The following is a 15,027-nucleotide window of genomic DNA, read 5'->3' on the forward strand; positions in this document are numbered from 1 at the left end:
TCTGTGTGCCTGGCGAGCTGGCAACGCTATGTTAGTCCCGGGGCGAGACGTTGGAAGCTGACAGACATGAAAGAACAATACGCGCAAATTATCGAAGCCATTGGTGAAGACCTCGATCGTCCGGGTCTGAAAGACACTCCCCTGCGCGCCGCCAAGGCCATGCAGTACCTCACCCGCGGTTATCAGCAGACCCTGGATGACGTCGTCAACGACGCCCTCTTCCCCTCTGACTGCAGCGAGATGGTACTGGTCAAAGACATCGAACTGTATTCGCTGTGTGAACACCACCTGCTGCCGTTTATCGGTAAGGCCCACGTGGCCTACATTCCCGACGGTAAGGTACTGGGACTGTCCAAGGTGGCGCGCATTGTAGACATGTTTGCCCGCCGTTTGCAGATTCAGGAACAATTGACTGTGCAAGTTGCGCAAACCATCCAGCAGGTAACCGGCGCCGCCGGCGTGGGTGTGATCATCGAAGCGAAGCACATGTGCATGATGATGCGCGGTGTGGAAAAGCAGAATTCGGTGATGAAAACCTCTGCCATGCTGGGCTCCTTCCGCAGCCAGCAGGCCACTCGCAACGAGTTTCTGTCCCTGATCCGCTAACCTTCAAGTACGCAAGGAGAGTCCGGCAATGCCACATCTGGTGATTGAGTATTCGCAAAAACTGGAAGACAGCATTTCCATTCCCGCCCTGATCAGCAATGGCCAACAGGCGATGAGCGATACCGGACTCTTCAACGCGGGCGCGATCAAAACCCGCGCCCTGCCCTACCGGGATTTTGTGCTCGGCAAAAGCCACGAGGGTTCCAGCGATCTGTTTATCCATGCGGAAGTGCGAATTCTGGAAGGACGCACATTGAAGCAGAAAGAAGACCTGAGTGCGGCCATCTTCAATTACCTTTGCGAAGCGGCGCCGGAAGTGCCGGAAATTTCAGTGGAAATTCGCGAGATGGAAAAGGCGAGCTACTCCAAACGGGTTCCCTTTTAACCGGGTTAACCTGCTAACCAGTCCCCTCCAGGAACGGCAGAAACCAGCGCGCAATTGCCTCAGCCCCGTCTTCCATATGCAGGTGGTGACCGCCGGGAAATTCGCGGATCGTGATATTAGCGTACAGCTCCGCCAGCGGACGGATACGCTCGATCATTCCCTGAATCCCGTCCTCACCCAATGCCAGGTAAATCGGCATGGTGGCCCGCTCCAGAAACGCCCGCACCTGCGCTTCATTCAATTTGGCCAGAGAGCTGGCCATCAGTTGCGGGTCATTACTCCAGGTGTAGCCCCCATCACACTGGCGCACGCCCCGCGCGACCAGGCGCCGGGCGGCGTCATCGGTCAGCTTGAACAGGCCGTTTCTGCGCGCAGCCACCGCCACCTCCAGCGACTCGAACACCTTTGACTTTCGTCCCCGATAACGCGCGCGCTGCTCAATCCCCCGGCGCAACGTCTCCGGCGCCTCGGCATCGGTGGTGGGTGGCGGCACCAGCCCGTCGATCAGTGCCAGGCGCTGTATGCGCTCCGGGAAAGTCGCTGCGGCAATCGTGGAAATCACCGCGCCGCGAGAGTGGGCCAGAACGGAGAACGACTCCCACTGCAGGGCATCGGCAATACCGAAAACATCTTCGATTTCCGTCCAGATGTTGTAATTGGCATCCCGGTGGCGGTGATAGCTCTGGCCGTGGCCGGCGAGATCCGCCGCCACCAGATTGAGGCTATCCAGAAACGGGGCCATGGCATCAAAGCTGGCGCAGTTGTCCAGCCAGCCGTGCAGCGCCAGCACTGGCACGCCGTCGGGATTACCCCACTGGCGGCCGGCAATGGTGTTGCCCTGGATATCGAGAGTGATTTCGCGCGGAGACTGGTTCATGGGGAATACAGCACTGTCTGACGTTGGCATAAATGCTGACAGCGGCGCCCCGCGACCTCAATGGCCGCAGGGTTCAGATTGAGTGGCCGCGATTTACGGCCGGTGTTGCAGCCATTCCAGCTCGGCGCAGTCCCGCGCCCACACATCGGCCCTCAGGCAGGCGAGACTGGCAGTGCCCATGGGATGCTCATCGCCGCTACCACAGAGGCCGTTGACCAGGCTGCCGACAAGGGGCTGGTGACTAACAAGCATCAGCGGGAACAGGGATTCATCCGCTTGCCCAAGCGCTTCCAGCAAGGCACTTAGCGGGGTTTCGCTGGTGAGCAGCTCCTGGAACTCGACCGCGAGACCAAAGGCCTCGGCGACTATCTTGGCGGTCTGTCGGGTACGCACAAACGGGCTGGCCCAGATGGTTTTCACCTGCGCCAGTTCCGATGCCCGCTCATTACACACCGCGGCAACCTCCGTGCGCCCCTCTTCGGTCAACGCCCGGGTCTCATCGCTTTTGCTGAAAGGCTCCGCATGGCCATGACGCATGACAAACAACAGCACTACCGTCTCCCGTCAATTTAAATACAGCGGACCAAAAGCGACCCGGTTACTTGCGCTCACCGGAGGGTTTCTCTTCCCCCTCGCCAGATGCCGTCTCGGTTGCCTCGGCGGTATTCTCTGACGCGTCAGCACCCAGCTCGATCACGGTTTCATCTTCGGCTTTCTCGGATTTTTTGGCTTTGGCGGACTTGCGCTTCGCGGGTTTTTCTTCGGTCTTTTCCGACTCCACGACGGACTCCGCTTCCGCGGTTGCCTCTTCTGCCTCCGCCGCTACATCGGCTGCCTCTTCGGCAACCTCCGCTTGCTCTTCCTCGGCGATGACTTCGCCATCGAGCTCCTCGGCACTTTCGTAAGTGGAAAGGTCTTCTTCCTCAGACTCGGGCCATTCGGAAAACGGGAACGGCTTCTCTTCGGAGTTGTAAATCAGGAATTGCAGGGTCTGATAGATATACGAAGCAATCTGGTCACCCAGGCGACGCAGATTGTCATTGGCACCACCGGAGACGATGGCAAACAGGAATTGCGCAATGACCACGGCCAGCATGACAAAGCCGGCAATCTCCAGCAGCACGGCAAACAGCACCATATAAAGCAGGCGCATCCACTGGTTGGAGGAGGTCAGGTTATGTTTCAGTTCTTCATTGCTCATTGGGCGATCACCAGTCCGTTGTTGGGCACCACAAAATGGATTGGCCGGCGACTGCCGGCCGCGGGTACTACGTTTAAGGGCCGATCATAGATCGGAAAAATGTCAGGGCTGTGGCCACTCCGCAAACGGGAATGGCTTCTCTTCGGTGTTGTAAATCAGGAATTGCAGGATCTGATAAATATAGGATGCAATCTGGTTGCCGAGCTGTCGCAGATTGTCGTTCGGGCCGCCAGATACGATCGAAAACAGGAATTGCAGTACGATCGCGGCCAGCATCACTACCCCGGCGACTTCCAGCAGGATCACAAACAACACCATAAACAGCAACCGCAGCCAGTGGTCGGCGGAGGTGAGATTGTGCTTCAGCTGTTCGTTATTCATGGTACGTCCTATCAGTAGAAATTTAGAGCTGTGCGATTCAGGGCTTGGCCGAATAGGCCACGTCAAACGTCTGCTCGCCAGACATCAGCTCGCGGATGACCGTAGGAATCGGGGTACCTTCAAATAATATGGCGTGAATTGCAGAAACCAAGGGCATGTAGACGCCTAATTCATCAGCTTTCGCCTTAATCAGACGAACGGTGTTCACCCCTTCCGCCACCTGGCCGATCTCAGACACGGCTTCGTCGAGCTTTTTGCCCTTGCCCACCAGGTAACCTACCCGGTAGTTACGGCTGAGATCGGACGAGCACGTGAGGATCAGGTCACCAACGCCCGCCAAACCGATAAACGTCATCGGGTCCGCGCCCACCGCCTCGGCAAAGCGCATCATTTCCGCCAGGGCGCGGGTGATCAACAGGCTGGTGGTGTTCTGCCCCCGCCCCAGTGCCACCGCCATACCGGTGACGATGGCGTAAATATTCTTCAGCGCACCCGCCAGCTCAACACCGAATACATCGTTGCTGGAGTAGACGCGGAAAGTCTCGGAATGCAGAACCTTTTGAATGGTGGTGCACAGGGATTCATCTTCGCTGGCAATCACCGTCGCGGTGTAGTGGCCGGCGACGACTTCCTTGGCAAAGTTGGGGCCACTCAGCACCCCCACACGCATGCCTTCGGTTTCCGAACGCAGGATATCGCTCATCAGGTGAAAGCTGTCGTGCTCGATGCCCTTGGTAAGGGAAATCAGCATGGTGCCCGGGGCCAGCACCGGCGCGGCGCGGTGCACCACTTCGCGGAAAGATTTACTGGGGATTGCGACAAAGACAATCTGGCAGCCGCTGACGGCCTGCTCCAGGTCCGCCGTTACATTCAGGTCCGGGTGCAGGGCCACGCCCGGCAGATAATACTGGTTCTCGCGCTGGGCCATACAGGTGGCCGCGCGCTCCGCGTCGCGCATCCACTGGCGAGTATCGTGGCCATTGCCGGCAACGATATTCGCGATGGCAGTACCAAAGCTGCCACCACCGAGGATAGCGATGGATTTACGAGATTCAGGGGCGCTCGAGGATACGTCTCTCTGGGTCATAACGCTCTGTGTTGTTTGCTGTGCAGCGGGGGATTATACGGAGCCTCGCCGCGGGGCCCAACGGCTCGGTAACAAATTGGTCATTTTTGCCAAGTTATCCATCAAATGCCGTCTGATAACGGCCATTTCGTGCAAAAAACCGGCAAGAAATTGATGAGGGAAATATAGCCCAGAGTATACGGGCTGCGCGGGCATAAGAACCCGGAAACAGACGGGAAGAGTCAGAAAAACGCCCGGCCGGACAGCGCCAGCCGGGCGTTAACCTATCGCTTAGCGATTGAGTTCCAGCAGCAGCGCGTTCAGGCGACGCACATAATCCGCCGGGTCCGCCAGCTGGTTGCCGGCCGCCAGGTTGGCCTGGTCCATCAGGATATTGGTGAGGTCCGCAAAGCGATCCTCATCCTGCTCCTGGTCCAGGCGCTGCACCAGCGGGTGGCTCGGGTTCAGCTCGAAAATCGGCTTGGCGTCCGGCAGGGACTGGCCCGCCTGCTCCAGAATACGGCGCATTTGCAGCCCCATATCGTTGTCGCTGGCCACCAGACACGCCGGGGAGTCCACCAGGCGCGTGGTAGCACGCACGTCTTCCACGCGCGCTTCCAGTACTTCCTTCACACGCTCTACCAGCGCACCGGATTCCTTCTCTACCTTTTCGCGCTCGGCCTTGTCGTCTTCGTTTTCGGCTTCGCCCAGATCCAGCGCGCCCTTGGCCACGTCCTGGAACTGCTTACCGTCAAACTCCTGCATATGGCCGACGAACCACTCGTCCACCTGGTCGGTGAGCAACAGTACCTCGATACCTTTCTTGCGGAAGACTTCCAGATAGGGGGAAGACTTGGCGGTAGCGAAATTATCCGCGCACACGTAGTAGATGTGCTTCTGGCCATCCTTCATGCGACCCACGTAGTCTTCCAGGGACTGGTCCTGCTTTTCGCTGTCGGTGTGGGTGGTGGAGAAGCGCAGCAGCTTGGCGATTTTTTCCTTATTGGAGAAATCTTCCGCCGGCCCTTCTTTCATCACAGAACCGAACAGGTCCCAGAACTGCTGGTACTGGTCCGCGTCTTTCTTCGCCAGCTTGTCCAGCATATCCAGCACGCGCTTGGTCAGCGCACTCTTGATGGCATCGGTGTTTTGATCTTTCTGCAGGATCTCGCGGGAAACGTTCAGTGGCAGGTCATTGGAGTCCAGCACCCCTTTGACGAAGCGCAGGTACAGCGGCAAGAACTGCTCGGCGTCGTCCATGATGAAAGTGCGCTGTACGTACAGCTTGAGACCACGGGCGGCATCGCGCTGGTACAGGTCGAACGGCGCGCGTGCGGGGATATACAGCAGGCTGGTGTAGTCCAGCTTGCCTTCCACACGGTTGTGGCTCCAGGTCAGGGGATCGTCGAAGTCGTGGGAGATGTGCTTGTAGAATTCCTTGTACTCCTCGGATTTCACCTCGGAGCGCGGGCGCGTCCACAGGGCCTGGGCGGCATTGACCGCTTCAAACTCAGGGGCCTTGTCTTCTTTGTTGTCGTCTTCCGCGGTCGGCGACTCTTCACTCGCCGCAGGCGCTTGCTTCAGCATCTCCACCGGGATGGCGATGTGATCGGAATACTTCTTGATGATGGAGCGCAGGCGCCAGTCGTCGGCGAACTCTTTGGCTTCCTCTTTCAGGTGCAGTACCACACGGGTACCGCGGTTCGGCCACTCGACGTTCTCGACGGCGTACTCGGCTTCACCGCTACACTCCCAGTGCACGCCCTGGCTGGCGTCGGAGCCCGCGCGGCGGGTAAACACGTCTACCTTGTCGGCGACGATAAACGCGGAGTAGAAACCAACCCCGAACTGGCCGATCAGGTGGGCGTCCTTTTTCTGGTCGCCGGTGAGGTTCTGCATAAAGCTGGCGGTGCCGGAGCGGGCGATGGTGCCGAGGTTCTCAATCACCTCGTCACGGCTCATGCCAATACCGTTGTCGCTGATGGTGAGGGTGCCGGCGTCCTTGTCGAACTCGATGCGAATGCGCAGATCCGGGTCTTCCGCCAGCAGTTCCGGCTTGGAGAGGGCTTCAAAACGCAGCTTGTCCGCGGCGTCGGATGCATTGGAAACCAGCTCGCGCAGGAAAATCTCCTTGTTGGAGTACAGCGAGTGGATCATCAGGTGCAGCAGCTGTTTGGCTTCTGTCTGGAAGCCGTGGCTTTCTTTATGCGCCTCAACTGTCATGAATCGGTTCTCCCCTATTTAAATCATCTACAGCAGATCAGGTCAGGAGAGGTGATATTGGGCCACAATCAGCCAATTCAAGCGCTGATTGCGGCCCACCTATCGGGGAGGGAGTCGCTGGGGAGGTGACGTCTACTTTTTCGCCGCGGCGATCGCCTGGACCAGCTTGCCGCGACCGGTGATATCGGCAATGAAATTGCCGGTCAGGTCTGAGATAACGCGAGACTCGGCGTTCATCAGGATCGCGATGCCCACCTTGCGCTTCTCGGAGTAAGCCACCGCGGCGCGGAAGCCAGCCACCCAGCCGCCGTGGAAGATGATCCGGTCATCGCCCACAGAATAGAGACGCCAGCCGAGGCCGTAACCAGCGTGGTCAATATAGTCACGCCAGATCCGGTGGCGCAGGTGGCGGCGGGTTTCCACGCGCTCGGTGGTGAGATCATCAATAACGTCGTGGGACAGCACATCCGGGTAGTAGCCCATCTGCGCCTTCAGCCACTGCCCCATATCGCTGATGCTGGCATTCACACCCGCGGCCGGTGCTGCCAGATAGTATTCCTTTTCCACCTTCACCGGACGCCAGCCGCGCCCGGTCTGCACATGGGGGGCGGCGCGGTTGTTGGCCGCCATAAAGCTCTCCCAACCCAGGGAGGCGTCTTCCATTTCCAGCGGCGTGAAAAAGCGATCCTTGAGCTGGCGACTGTAAGGCACCCCGGTGGCCTTGTGGATCACATCCTCAATCAGGCTGAACAGCACATTCTGGTAGCCGTAGCACTTGCCCGGCTTGCAGTGGGGATCGATGGTGGCAAACATCGGCAGGATCTTGGACAGCGGCCGATTGTCTTCCAGGTAATTGTCGTAGGCGTTGGGCGTCAGCCCGGAGGAATGGCTCAGCAGGTGCTGCACCTGCAGCTGCATGGACAGCGCAGGCGTCTTGAAGCTGAGCTTCGGTACGTAGCGCACCACCTTGTCGCCCCAGCTGAACTTCTGCTCGTGCTCCAGCACCGCTGCCATGCTGGCGGCAAAGGTTTTGGACACCGAAGCCAGGCGGAACACCGTGTGAGTGGTGACCTTGGCATGCTTGCCTTTTACCCGCACCCCGTAGGTATTCATCGCCACCACCTGGTCGTGATCGACGATCACATAGGCGGCACCGGGAATCCCGTGCTGCTCCAGCAGCTGGCGGAAGTAGCGATCAAATTCCTTGGCACTGGCCTGAACATCCTTGCTTACCGCCTTGCCAGCGACGCGCGCGGATTTTTCCTGGCCCGCGGCATCCGCCACCGCCTGACCCGCGGCCAGCAGCGACAACGCCGCCAGGAGTGGTATCAACCTACCCTGGAGGCCCCGGAAACTGTTGGTAATACCCTGAATCACCGTGAAAAACACCATGTGCCGTACTGCAAACTGCCCCGGCGGCGACTCCCCATAAGGGGAAGCACACGGCCGAATATTTGTCGTGGAACTTGTATTAAGACTAGCAGCCCCGGAAAAAATTCTTGGCGATCGCACCTTTTTGCCGGGCCAGCGAACGCCACATATTCCACGCCGCAGCCACTGGTCACCGCGGACCCTGTCGCCGCTGCGCGCACATTGTAATAAAACTGGCACAAACGCGCACTGTTACGCAATTTTCACCCAGAAGCCATCACAAAACCCCGGCAGGTATCGCCCGCGGTAGCTAACCCGCAGCAGATTCTGCGGGCACAAAAAAACCGCCTGACGGCGGTTTTTCGAGCGATGGAGGGCAGTCTGTGCCCTCCCTCACAGACAGGCCTTACAGCTTGTCGGAGTTCTCGCTCAGGTACGCAGCAACGCCTTCCGGAGAAGCGTTCATGCCTTTGTCACCTTCCTGCCAGCCAGCCGGGCAAACTTCGCCGTGCTCCTGGTGGAACGCCAGCGCGTCAACCATGCGCAGCATTTCGTCAACGTTACGGCCCAGCGGCAGATCGTTTACTACCTGGTGACGAACAACACCTTCTTCGTCGATCAGGAAGGAACCACGGAAAGCAACACCGCCTTCGGACTCAACGTCGTAGGCCTGGCAGATTTCGTGCTTGGTGTCGGCAACCAGGGTGTACTTGACCGGACCAATGCCGCCCTCGTTCACCGGGGTGTTACGCCAGGCGTTGTGGGAGAACTGGGAGTCGATGGAAACACCGATAACCTCAACACCGCGCTTCTGGAACTCTTCCAGACGGTGGTCGAATGCGATCAGCTCAGACGGACATACAAAGGTGAAGTCCAGCGGGTAGAAGAAGATAACCGCCTTCTTGCCCTTGATGGTTTCCGCCAGGTTGTAGGTGTCAACGATCTCGCCGGTACCCAGTACTGCAGCTGCAGTGAAATCCGGAGCGGGCTTGCCTACTAATACGGCCATGAGAACCTCCTCAATGAGATATATGATTTACGGTGAAATTGTTCAATTTATAACCTTCGGCTATAGATTGATAAAAGCTTGATAGGGGGCCGCTATGATACACAGGCGCCTATGCCAGTCCCATTAAATTTTTATATAAAGGCGATAGCAGGCGCCACTACCCATCCCCACCGCAGACACCGCGATTTCGCGTCTTTTTTCCCCAAGAAACCCCGCCGACCAGCAAGTCAGGCAAACTGCTACCGACTGCGCAATCAACAACTAGAATATTTACTGAACAGTCGAATAATCTTATTGACACTTATTCTCATTACCAATAAGATCAACCGTACGTTCACTAGAGCATAGATTTTGCGCCAGGGTTACTCGCGATGTATGTATGTATCTGTAAAGGCATTACCGACAGTCAGATCAAAGAAGCCGTCTACGATGGCTCCACTTCCGTGAAGGCCCTGCGTCGCCATCTGGGGGTTTCCTCGCAGTGTGGTCGCTGCGCCGAGCTGACCCAGGAGATCATCGACGAGACCATGACCGCCGGCGTTATGGCCAGCGCCAACAGCGCCCTCTTCTATTCCGCGGGCTGAGTCGCTTCAATACAGACAACGGCTCGTTAGCGCGCGACGCGCCCCTGAAGGCACCGATCTCTCCGGTGCCTTTTTATTTTCTCCCAAACCAAACCGCCCCGATCCCCACTACCTGACTCTGGCAACTCTCTGGCAACCCCGCAGCCCTGACCTATCTTTAAAGCCACTGCCGCAAAGTCACTGACGGCTATCGCTTGCCAATTATGCCGGGGCGCCATGAGACACCAGCTGCTGCACCTTTCCGAACGCCTGCGCGCCAGCTTCTGGGTGATCCCGGCGTTGATGATGATCACCGCAATTATCCTGGCGCAGACGTTCCTCGCCATCGACCAGCGCTGGGACATTCACCATATTCCCGGCCTGAGCTGGCTGCGCCTGCGCGACCCGGACAGCGCCCGCGCCCTGCTCTCCACCATCGCCGGCTCCACCATTACCGTGGCCGGTACGGTTTTTTCCATCACCACCGTGGCGCTGACCCTCGCCTCCAACCAGTTTGGGCCCCGCCTGGTACGCAACTTTATCCGCGACCGCCGCACCCAGGTTTCACTGGGGATATTCCTTTCAACCTTTGTGTACGCCCTGCTGGTCATGCGCGGTGTCGACGCCCGCGGACCAGACAACCGCCAGACCCTGGTGGTGAGCTTTGCCCTGTTGCTGGCGCTGGCGTGTATCGCCTACCTGATCTACTTCATTCACAACGTCGCCCAGTCGATCCAGGTCGACAACATTACGTTTCAGATCAATAAGGAGTTCCGCGGTGCGCTGGACGCGATCTACCCGACGGAAGAATGCAGAGATCCGCGCAATCACCGCAAGGATCTGCGCGAAGTCAATCTAGGCGAGGACTGCCTTTGTGTACCGGCAAAAAGTGGAGGATACGTGCAACGTATCGATCGCCAGAAACTGATCGACTGGGCCGCGGAACACCATTGCAGTATTCGTATGGAATGCCACCCGGGCACCTTCCTTTTTCACTGGAGCTGTGTCGCACGGGTTTTTGATCCACCGCGGAACATCGACAGCAAGCGTATCTCCGACGCCATTCAGGGTGCCATTACCCTGGGACCACAGCCAACCGCGGAACAGGATGTCATTTTTTCCGTACGCCAGCTGGCACAGATCGCGGTGCGCGCCCTGTCTCCCGGCATCAACGACCCGTTTACCGCCTACACCTGTATCGACAGACTCATCGATGGCATCGGCGTCATCCTGCAGCGCCCGCCCCTGCCCAACTGCTTCTACGACGATGAAGAAACCTTGCGCCTGGTGACCAGCGAACTGGATTTTGCCGATGTGCTGGCGGCGGCACTGGATGAAATCCGCGAGTACGGTCGCGACAGCGGCGTGGTGATGCGCCACCTGCTGAACTCACTCAATGCACTGGCGGAGCTCTGCACCCAACGGGACGATCGCCACGCAATGAAATTTCTCATCCAGCGATTGATGGAAGACTGCGCAAACAGCGTCGATGACAAATTCGATAACACCGCCCTGCAGAAACAGCTTTCCGCCATGCGAAAAAACCTGAGCTGACGCCTCAACTGCCTCAAGACCTGCGGCTCCACGAACAATCTAAACGGCAATCGTTCTCGTTGTAGTTTTCTGCCTTTTTCCCGTTAATTTTCCCGCTTTTTTCACGCAAGATCGCCGACATTCGGCGCTTGACTTGTGGTTTTCTGCAACGCAAACTCCCTCCAATCTCGCGCGGCGACTCTACAATTTCAAAGGTGCCCGACTATTGGTACCGACCGAGTTTTCGCGGCCGATTAATTGATTACCGACAAATACCAATTAATAAAATCCCGCACAGGACACAGCCATCCGGCTCAAGGAGACAACCATGAAGGGCGATCCCAAGGTCATCGAACATCTGAACAAAGCACTGGGTAATGAACTCATCGCCATCAACCAGTACTTCCTGCACTCGCGCATGTTCAAAGACTGGGGCCTCAAGGAACTGGCCGACAAGGAATATCACGAGTCCATCGACGAGATGAAACACGCCGACTGGCTGATCGAGCGTATCCTGTTCCTGGAAGGCATCCCCAACCTGCAACACCTGGGCAAGCTGCTCATCGGTGAGAACACCGAGGAAATGCTCAAGTGCGACCTGAAGCTGGAGCAGAAAGCCATTCCAGACCTGCGCGACGGCATCGCCTACTGTGAATCCGTACGCGACTACGGCAGCCGCGAGCTGCTGGAAAAAATCCTCGATTCCGAAGAAGAGCACGTGGACTGGCTGGAAACCCAGCTGAGCCTGATCGACAAGGTGGGTATCCAGAACTACCTGCAGACTCAGATGGCCAGCGCCTCGGAAGAATAACGCCGAGCTGCAGCAGCCAGCCTGCTACCGAAAGCCCGGAAGAAATTCCGGGCATAAAAAAACCGCGGTCAATGCCGCGGTTTTTTTGTGGGCCGGGAGAGTGAATCACTCGCCTTCGCCAGCACCCTTGGACGCTTCTTCGATCAGGGTCTTCAGCTCGCCGCTTTCATGCATTTCCATGATGATGTCGCAGCCACCTACCAGCTCCTGCTTTACCCACAGCTGCGGGAAAGTCGGCCAGTTGGCGTACTTCGGCAGTTCCTGGCGGATATCCGGGTTGGACAGTACATCCACATAGGCGAAGCGCTGGCCGCAGGCCATCACGGCCTGGGATGCGCGCATGGAAAAGCCGCACTGGGGCGCGTTCGGGCTGCCCTTCATATAAAGCAGAATGTCGTTGTCGGCGATCTGCTGCTTGATGTTTTCCAGAGTATCCATAGTGGAAGCAAACCTCGGGTTGGGAAATTTCCGGCACAGGCGCTCGGCGCCAATCCGTCTCGAAAGCGCGCATTGTACCCGATTCCGCCCCGCGCGCACGCCTCGGAGGTGGTACTACCCCCTATCGACTTTAGGATTAACAGGCCCTATATTGGCCGGCTTCCCGGGAAAAGCGCGGTCAGATTACGTCAAAGACGTATTTTCTGCGGTTTCCCAATCCATGGCCCACTTACAGAGGAGATTTAACGTGGCCAGTCCCGCATTAATGCAAAACTACGGTAACAGAACCCTGACCCTGGTCAGAGGTGAAGGCAACTACCTGTGGGACGACAGTGACCGACGTTATCTCGACGCTCTCTCCGGAATTGCCGTGTGCGGCCTCGGCCACTGCCACCCGGCAGTCACCCTGGCCATCCAGGAGCAGGCCAACACCCTGCTGCACGTGTCCAATCTTTACAACATCCCACCCCAGGAGCAACTGGCCGAAAAGCTGGTGTCCCTGTCGGGCATGGACAACGTGTTTTTCTCCAATTCCGGCGCAGAGGCCAACGAGGCAGCCATCAAACTGGCGCGCAAGCTCGGCAACGAGCGCGGCCTGGCGTGCCCCAAGATTATTGTGACCGAAGGTGCGTTCCACGGTCGCACACTTGCCACCCTCACCGCCACCGGCAACCCCAAGGTACAACAGGGCTTCGCGCCGCTGCCGGAAGGCTTCCTGCGCGTCCCGTACAATGATGTCGCGGCCATCGAGCAGTTGATCGACACGCACAACGACATCGTCGCCATCCTGGTAGAACCGGTGCAGGGCGAAGGCGGTATCCGTATTCCCGATGCCGATTACCTGCCGCGCCTGCGCAAGCTGTGCGACCAACAGGACTGGCTGCTGATGCTGGACGAAATCCAGACCGCCAACGGCCGCAGCGGCAAGCTGTTCGCCTACCAGCACTGCGACGGCCTGCTGCCGGACGTGGTCACCACCGCCAAGGGGCTCGGCAATGGTGTGCCCATTGGCGCCTGCCTGGCGCGCGGCAAGGCCGCAGAACTGTTTTCCGCAGGCAGCCACGGCTCCACCTTTGGTGGCAACCCGCTGGCCTGCCGCGCCGCCCTCGCCGTACTGGATACCCTGGAGAGCGAGTGGCTGATCGAACGCGCGCAACAGCTGGGCACCCAACTGCTGGATCAGCTGGGTAGCGAACTGGCGGGCTGCGCCCACGTAAAAGAGATCCGCGGCCTCGGCCTGCTGATCGGTATTGAACTCGACCGCCCCTGTGGCGAACTGGTGGATCTGGCGCGCGCACAAGGCCTGTTGATCAATGTCACCGCCGGCAATGTAGTACGCCTGCTGCCGCCGCTGACCCTGACCGACGGCGAGTGCAACCAGATCGCCACCACTGTCGCTGCCCTGGTGCGCGACTTCGCCCAACAAGCCGCCTGACCTACGGAGAAATTACCCATGGCAGTCAGACATTTTCTTACCCTCCTGGACCTGAGCAAGGAAGAGCTGCACGGCATTATTGAGCGCGCGATCGAGCTCAAGGCCCTGCGCAACCAGGGGGTGGCCAGCGAGCCGTTCCGCAACAAGGTGCTGGGGATGATTTTCGAAAAATCCTCCACCCGTACCCGGGTTTCCTTTGAAGCCGGTATGGCACAGATGGGCGGCAGCGCCCTGTTCCTGTCCCCCCGCGACACCCAGCTTGGCCGCGGTGAACCCATCGAAGACAGCGCGCGGGTCATCTCGCGCATGGTGGACATGGTGATGATCCGCACCTTCGGCCACAACGTGCTGGAGCGCTTTGCTGAATACAGCAAGGTGCCGGTGATCAACGCGCTGTCCGACAGCTACCACCCCTGCCAGCTGCTGGCGGATCTACAGACCTATGTCGAGCACCGCGGCAGCCCCGAAGGCAAAGTGGTGACCTGGGTGGGCGACGGCAACAACATGTGTCACTCCTATATTAATGCTGCACGTCAGTACGACTTCGAGCTGCGCATTGCCTGCCCGGAAGGATACGACCCGGACGAGAGCATTGTGGCCGCCGCCGGCGACCGCGTTTCCATTTTGCGCAACCCGGTGGATGCGGTGCGCGGTTCTGACTGGGTTGCCACCGACGTATGGGCCTCCATGGGCCAGGAAACCGAACAGCAGCTTCGCCTGAAAGCATTTGAAGGCTTCCTCGTCGACCACGAGCTGATGAGCCACGCCAACAGCGATGCCGTGTTCATGCACTGCCTGCCCGCCCACCGCGGCGAGGAAGTCAGTGGCGAGCTGCTGGAAGACGACAAAATCTCGGTGGTCTGGGACGAGGCGGAAAACCGCCTGCACGCACAGAAAGCCCTGATGGAGTTCCTTCAGGACAGCAGCAACTGATATCGCGCCCCGAGTGCGGCGGGGCGATATCCACAAAGGGCGCCGGAAACCATTCTGGCGCCCTTTTTCACTTCAAGATCGGCAAAAGTCGAGCGCTCGCAAACGGCGCGCGGCAGGCGGGAAAATGCACCACTTTCCGGCAACCGTGTTGACCGGCAGGTGCCGGTTTGATCAGGGAGTAATCAACCGCATTTT

Annotated in this window: 16 protein-coding genes; 7 read left to right on the forward strand and 9 right to left on the reverse strand. The window is 58.5% G+C overall.

The window, feature by feature from the left end; all coding sequences use genetic code 11:
- Positions 1–66: 66 nt before the first annotated feature.
- Positions 67–606, forward strand: a complete 540-nt coding sequence (gene folE, locus HUW35_RS00005; protein ID WP_181253702.1) for a GTP cyclohydrolase I FolE — start codon at positions 67–69, stop codon at positions 604–606.
- 28 nt (positions 607–634) lie between these two features.
- Complete coding sequence (locus tag HUW35_RS00010; protein WP_181253703.1) at positions 635–991, forward strand: 5-carboxymethyl-2-hydroxymuconate Delta-isomerase; 357 nt, start codon at positions 635–637, stop codon at positions 989–991.
- A gap of 13 nt (positions 992–1,004) precedes the next feature.
- Here HUW35_RS00010 and HUW35_RS00015 read toward each other — a convergent pair whose 3' ends face one another.
- The 8 genes from HUW35_RS00015 to HUW35_RS00050 all read right to left on the reverse strand — a co-directional run bounded on the left by HUW35_RS00015 (position 1,005) and on the right by HUW35_RS00050 (position 9,119).
- Complete coding sequence (locus HUW35_RS00015) at positions 1,005–1,868, reverse strand: alpha/beta fold hydrolase (RefSeq protein WP_181253704.1); 864 nt, start codon at positions 1,866–1,868, stop codon at positions 1,005–1,007.
- A 93-nt stretch (positions 1,869–1,961) separates the two neighbouring features.
- The gene (gene sixA / locus HUW35_RS00020) at positions 1,962–2,420 is read right to left on the reverse strand and encodes a phosphohistidine phosphatase SixA (RefSeq protein WP_181253705.1); all 459 of its coding nucleotides are present in this window, start codon (positions 2,418–2,420) and stop codon (positions 1,962–1,964) included.
- Between the two features lie 46 nt (positions 2,421–2,466).
- Complete coding sequence (locus tag HUW35_RS18805) at positions 2,467–3,069, reverse strand: DUF4389 domain-containing protein (protein WP_255463387.1); 603 nt, start codon at positions 3,067–3,069, stop codon at positions 2,467–2,469.
- Positions 3,070–3,171: 102 nt separating this feature from the next.
- Positions 3,172–3,450: a DUF4389 domain-containing protein gene (locus HUW35_RS00030; protein WP_181253706.1), complete on the reverse strand. Its 279-nt coding sequence runs from the start codon at positions 3,448–3,450 to the stop codon at positions 3,172–3,174.
- A gap of 37 nt (positions 3,451–3,487) precedes the next feature.
- Positions 3,488–4,537, reverse strand: coding sequence for an NAD(P)H-dependent glycerol-3-phosphate dehydrogenase (locus tag HUW35_RS00035; RefSeq protein WP_181253707.1), 1,050 nt, complete (start codon positions 4,535–4,537; stop codon positions 3,488–3,490).
- A 270-nt stretch (positions 4,538–4,807) separates the two neighbouring features.
- Positions 4,808–6,739, reverse strand: coding sequence for a molecular chaperone HtpG (htpG, locus tag HUW35_RS00040; protein ID WP_181253708.1), 1,932 nt, complete (start codon positions 6,737–6,739; stop codon positions 4,808–4,810).
- A 132-nt stretch (positions 6,740–6,871) separates the two neighbouring features.
- Positions 6,872–8,071 carry a serine hydrolase gene (locus HUW35_RS00045; RefSeq protein ID WP_255463388.1) on the reverse strand — a complete coding sequence of 400 codons (1,200 nt, stop codon included), beginning with the start codon at positions 8,069–8,071 and terminating at the stop codon, positions 6,872–6,874.
- Between the two features lie 445 nt (positions 8,072–8,516).
- Positions 8,517–9,119 (reverse strand): peroxiredoxin, encoded by a 603-nt coding sequence (locus HUW35_RS00050; RefSeq protein ID WP_181253710.1) that lies wholly within the window; start codon positions 9,117–9,119, stop codon positions 8,517–8,519.
- 371 nt (positions 9,120–9,490) lie between these two features.
- On the opposite strand from HUW35_RS00050, the gene HUW35_RS00055 reads away from it, so the two are divergent.
- The 3 genes from HUW35_RS00055 (at position 9,491) to bfr (ending at position 12,026) form a co-directional block, all read left to right on the forward strand.
- On the forward strand, positions 9,491–9,703 hold the full coding sequence (locus HUW35_RS00055) for a bacterioferritin-associated ferredoxin (protein ID WP_078085444.1): 213 nt from the start codon (positions 9,491–9,493) through the stop codon (positions 9,701–9,703).
- Positions 9,704–9,919: 216 nt separating this feature from the next.
- Positions 9,920–11,236, forward strand: a complete 1,317-nt coding sequence (locus tag HUW35_RS00060; protein ID WP_181253711.1) for a DUF2254 domain-containing protein — start codon at positions 9,920–9,922, stop codon at positions 11,234–11,236.
- A gap of 307 nt (positions 11,237–11,543) precedes the next feature.
- Positions 11,544–12,026 carry a bacterioferritin gene (gene bfr / locus HUW35_RS00065; RefSeq protein ID WP_181253712.1) on the forward strand — a complete coding sequence of 161 codons (483 nt, stop codon included), beginning with the start codon at positions 11,544–11,546 and terminating at the stop codon, positions 12,024–12,026.
- 105 nt (positions 12,027–12,131) lie between these two features.
- On the opposite strand, the gene grxD is transcribed toward bfr, so the two are convergent.
- Entirely contained in the window at positions 12,132–12,464 is a 333-nt protein-coding gene (gene grxD / locus HUW35_RS00070) for a Grx4 family monothiol glutaredoxin (RefSeq protein WP_078085447.1), read from the reverse strand.
- 247 nt (positions 12,465–12,711) lie between these two features.
- On the opposite strand from grxD, the gene HUW35_RS00075 reads away from it, so the two are divergent.
- Both HUW35_RS00075 and argF read left to right on the forward strand, forming a co-directional pair.
- Positions 12,712–13,899, forward strand: a complete 1,188-nt coding sequence (locus HUW35_RS00075; protein ID WP_219932621.1) for an aspartate aminotransferase family protein — start codon at positions 12,712–12,714, stop codon at positions 13,897–13,899.
- Positions 13,900–13,917: 18 nt separating this feature from the next.
- Positions 13,918–14,832, forward strand: coding sequence for an ornithine carbamoyltransferase (argF, locus tag HUW35_RS00080; protein WP_181253713.1), 915 nt, complete (start codon positions 13,918–13,920; stop codon positions 14,830–14,832).
- Positions 14,833–15,027: the final 195 nt, after the last annotated feature.

The organism is Microbulbifer sp. YPW1, assembly GCF_013367775.1.
Taxonomy (GTDB): domain Bacteria; phylum Pseudomonadota; class Gammaproteobacteria; order Pseudomonadales; family Cellvibrionaceae; genus Microbulbifer.

Excerpts from the sequence above, each read along its gene's own strand:
- HUW35_RS00010 (WP_181253703.1), top strand. The coding sequence starts at position 635 with ATGCCACATCTGGTGATTGAGTATTCGCAAAAACTGGAAGACAGCATT.
- argF (WP_181253713.1), top strand. The coding sequence starts at position 13,918 with ATGGCAGTCAGACATTTTCTTACCCTCCTGGACCTGAGCAAGGAAGAG.
- HUW35_RS00035 (WP_181253707.1), bottom strand. The coding sequence starts at position 4,537 with ATGACCCAGAGAGACGTATCCTCGAGCGCCCCTGAATCTCGTAAATCC.
- HUW35_RS00060 (WP_181253711.1), top strand. The coding sequence starts at position 9,920 with ATGAGACACCAGCTGCTGCACCTTTCCGAACGCCTGCGCGCCAGCTTC.
- HUW35_RS00015 (WP_181253704.1), bottom strand. The coding sequence starts at position 1,868 with ATGAACCAGTCTCCGCGCGAAATCACTCTCGATATCCAGGGCAACACC.
- bfr (WP_181253712.1), top strand. The coding sequence starts at position 11,544 with ATGAAGGGCGATCCCAAGGTCATCGAACATCTGAACAAAGCACTGGGT.
- htpG (WP_181253708.1), bottom strand. The coding sequence starts at position 6,739 with ATGACAGTTGAGGCGCATAAAGAAAGCCACGGCTTCCAGACAGAAGCC.
- grxD (WP_078085447.1), bottom strand. The coding sequence starts at position 12,464 with ATGGATACTCTGGAAAACATCAAGCAGCAGATCGCCGACAACGACATT.
- HUW35_RS00055 (WP_078085444.1), top strand. The coding sequence starts at position 9,491 with ATGTATGTATGTATCTGTAAAGGCATTACCGACAGTCAGATCAAAGAA.
- HUW35_RS00030 (WP_181253706.1), bottom strand. The coding sequence starts at position 3,450 with ATGAATAACGAACAGCTGAAGCACAATCTCACCTCCGCCGACCACTGG.
- HUW35_RS18805 (WP_255463387.1), bottom strand. The coding sequence starts at position 3,069 with ATGAGCAATGAAGAACTGAAACATAACCTGACCTCCTCCAACCAGTGG.
- folE (WP_181253702.1), top strand. The coding sequence starts at position 67 with ATGAAAGAACAATACGCGCAAATTATCGAAGCCATTGGTGAAGACCTC.
- HUW35_RS00050 (WP_181253710.1), bottom strand. The coding sequence starts at position 9,119 with ATGGCCGTATTAGTAGGCAAGCCCGCTCCGGATTTCACTGCAGCTGCA.